The sequence below is a fragment of the Vibrio sp. 10N.261.51.A3 genome (genome assembly GCF_041471965.1).
Lineage (GTDB): Bacteria > Pseudomonadota > Gammaproteobacteria > Enterobacterales > Vibrionaceae > Vibrio > Vibrio crassostreae_C.
Genome location: NZ_JBFRPK010000079.1, coordinates 1 through 1,692, shown reverse-complemented (window position 1 = coordinate 1,692; position 1,692 = coordinate 1). Strand labels below are relative to the sequence as shown.

Below are 1,692 nucleotides of genomic sequence, written 5' to 3'. Positions count from 1 at the left end.
TAATAAGTAAGCAAATGATGACAACTACCTTGAAAAACACCGATACCATAGAGTGGAACGTTTTTCAAGGTAGTTGTCATCATTTGCTTACTTATTAAGCAGCTTCTCTTTCTGGATTTAGGTGAACGTCACCAACAGGCGCACAGTTCCTGATATCACCAGACCACCGCTCAGGCTTTCGCTGTTTTGCAGCGAGCAATACCTCTACACGACGCTTCAAGATCTCTTTATCTTTTCCATTGTGACGCTCTGAAGGCGTGACGTAATTTAGCTGACTGTGCTTGTGCTCGGTGTTGTACCAGCGTACGAAGGCTTCAACCCAACTTTGGCTACTATCGATTGTTTCAAAGCCTTTCGTTGGCCAGCTTGGCATGTACTTTACCGTGCGGAACAATGACTCAACATACGGGTTATCATCACTGACTCTTGGGCGACTATACGATGAAGTAATACCTAACTCTTCCATTTTGGCTTTGAACGTCAACGACTTCATCGGCGCACCATTATCGGAGTGAAGAACCAGAGCTTGATTGAAGCACTGCTCTCGCATCAACGTTCGTTGCAGAAGTTGTGACGCCAGCTCACCGCATTCATGCTCATACACTTCATAACCAACAATTTTTCGACTGTAGATGTCCTCAATGACATACAGGTAATAATGTTGGCCTCGAACTTTTGAAGGTAAGTAAGTGATATCCCACGTATAGACTTGGTTCGAGTCCGTCGCTGTGTAACTGGTTGGCTTCGCTTGCTTCTGTCTGCTCCGCTGACGACCTCGTTTGTGAAGTTGCCCCTGCGTACTCAACACTCGGTAGTAGCTCGACTCAGAGGCGATATACTCACCTCTATCAAGCAGTGTCGGGACGATTTGAGTTGGAGGCAAGCTTGCAAACTCAGAGCGGTTACACACCTCGATTATCGCATCACGCTCTTCCTGCGACAGCTTGTTAGCAGGCTCAGGTCTGAGGCATATTGGCCTTTTGTCAGCTTGAACTTCACCTTGCTGATACCAGCGACGATACGTTCTCAAGTCGATTTGAACTTCATGGCAAGCTGGCTCTAAACGACACCCGCATTGCTTCGCTTCAAGGATAAGAGTCACTATGGTCTGCCTTTCATCGGTTGAGGTTAGTCGTCCTCTGGCTCTTCCCCGTAAAAGGCTCTCAGCTTTTTTCTTAATACCAAGAGAGCGGCCGTTTCAGCGAGTGCTTTTTCTTTGAGTCGTAAATCTTTCTTCAACTCTTTGATTTCAAGTTTGTCAGCTTTAGCCTGCTTCTTTGCTTCAGCTTCCTGCTCTTTACTCGACTTAAACCCTTGCATACATTCGCTGCGCCAGCTTTGGATTTGCTCTGGAAAAAGACCTTTTTCACGACAATATTGGCTGAGTTCACTTTCGGTCATTGAGTAGGTTTCAGCGACAATGGCAAGTTTAGTTTGAGCTGACCACTGCTCTGATGAAGTGTTGCTATTTGGCACGGCGGCTCCTGAACGTCTGAGTTGCTGGCGCCAATGATACAGGGTCGCAGTGCTAATTCCTTCCTCTTCCGACACTTCTTTAACTGACATTGAATAGGGAGGTAATAGCTTCTTCAATATAGCTTCTTTTCTTTCTACTGAGATACGAGACACAATTACTCTTTATCGCCCAAACTGGTTAAATTTTAACAGTGACATCTACCCTGCCAGATAGGG

General features: G+C 46.0%; 1 protein-coding gene. It reads right to left on the bottom strand.

Annotation, left to right across the window (positions count from 1 at the left end):
- Positions 1-94: 94 nt before the first annotated feature.
- Positions 95-1,629, bottom strand: a protein-coding gene (locus tag AB4371_RS18305; protein ID WP_372049546.1) for an IS3 family transposase whose coding sequence is annotated in 2 segments (ribosomal slippage) — positions 95-1,176 and positions 1,176-1,629 — 1,536 coding nt in all. Because the reading frame shifts where the segments join, the coding sequence is not laid out codon by codon here.
- Between the last annotated feature and the right edge of the window lie 63 nt (positions 1,630-1,692).